The organism is Pseudomonas sp. 05N434, assembly GCF_056396965.1.
Map to the genome: position 1 here is coordinate 1 of NZ_JBFTMK010000947.1, position 960 is coordinate 960.

General features: G+C 62.0%; 3 protein-coding genes. 1 reads left to right on the plus strand and 2 read right to left on the minus strand.

What is annotated here, in order from left to right; genetic code table 11:
• Nucleotides 1–201 (plus strand): DUF1698 domain-containing protein (locus AC1DLB_RS30955; protein ID WP_477786397.1); only part of this gene is annotated, 201 nt, incomplete at its 5' end.
• Between the two features lie 35 nt (nucleotides 202–236).
• On the opposite strand, the gene tadA is transcribed toward AC1DLB_RS30955, so the two are convergent.
• The gene (tadA, locus tag AC1DLB_RS30960; protein ID WP_018927040.1) at nucleotides 237–734 is read right to left on the minus strand and encodes a tRNA adenosine(34) deaminase TadA; all 498 of its coding nucleotides are present in this window, start codon (nucleotides 732–734) and stop codon (nucleotides 237–239) included.
• On the minus strand, nucleotides 734–960 hold a 227-nt coding region (locus tag AC1DLB_RS30965; RefSeq protein WP_477786398.1), incomplete at its 5' end, for a multicopper oxidase domain-containing protein. The genes tadA and AC1DLB_RS30965, both read right to left, overlap by 1 nt.

Sequence of the window (960 nt, forward strand, 5' to 3'; positions counted from 1 at the left end):
GCGCTGGAGCTGTGGCTGCGTCGCGCCGGGTTCAGCGATGTGCGTTGCGTGGATGTGAGCATGACCACGGTCGAGGAACAACGCGGGACGGAATGGATGAAGTATCAGTCGTTGAGCGATTTCCTTGATCCGGATGATCACAGCAAAACGATCGAAGGGCTGCCGGCGCCGATGCGTGCGGTGATTGTTGCCCGCAAGTAAAAGCTTCGCGGGCAAGGCGGCCTACCTGTCGCCGCCTAATCCGCTGGCTTGGCCCTACGGGCCTTGAAGAACTCGCTCAATACTGCCCCGCACTCCTCGGCCAACACCCCGCCTTCGTACAGCACCCGGTGATTCAAAAAGCCCTGGGTAAAAAACTGCCCCTGGCTCTGCACAATTCCGGCCTTGGGCTCCAGCGCGCCATACACCACCCGCGCAATCCGCGAATGCACGATCAACCCGGCGCACATGCTGCACGGCTCCAGCGTCACGTATAGCGTACTGCCCGGCAGGCGATAGTTGCTGGCGGCCTGGGCGGCGGCGCGGATCGCGACCATCTCGGCGTGGGCGCTGGGGTCATTGCCGCTGATCGGGCAATTGAAACCGCGCCCGATGATTTCACCGTCCTGCACCAGCACAGCACCCACCGGCACTTCACCCAGCGCCGCGCCTTCGGCGGCGAGGGCCAGGGCTTCGCGCATGAAATCACGATCACGGCTGCGGTCGATAATCGCCGCGGGGCGTATCTGACGCATCACGCCACCTCGATGGCGGCCATCAGGCCGGTTTCCATGTGGTCGATCACATGGCAGTGGAACATCCAGACGCCCGGGTTATCAGCCACCAGCGCCACTTGCGCGCGCTCGTTCTTGCCCAACAGGTAAGTGTCGGTGAAGTACGGGATAACCTTGTGCCGGTTCGAAGAAATAACCTTGAAGCTCATGCCGTGCAAATGGACCGGGTGCTGATACTGAGTCATGT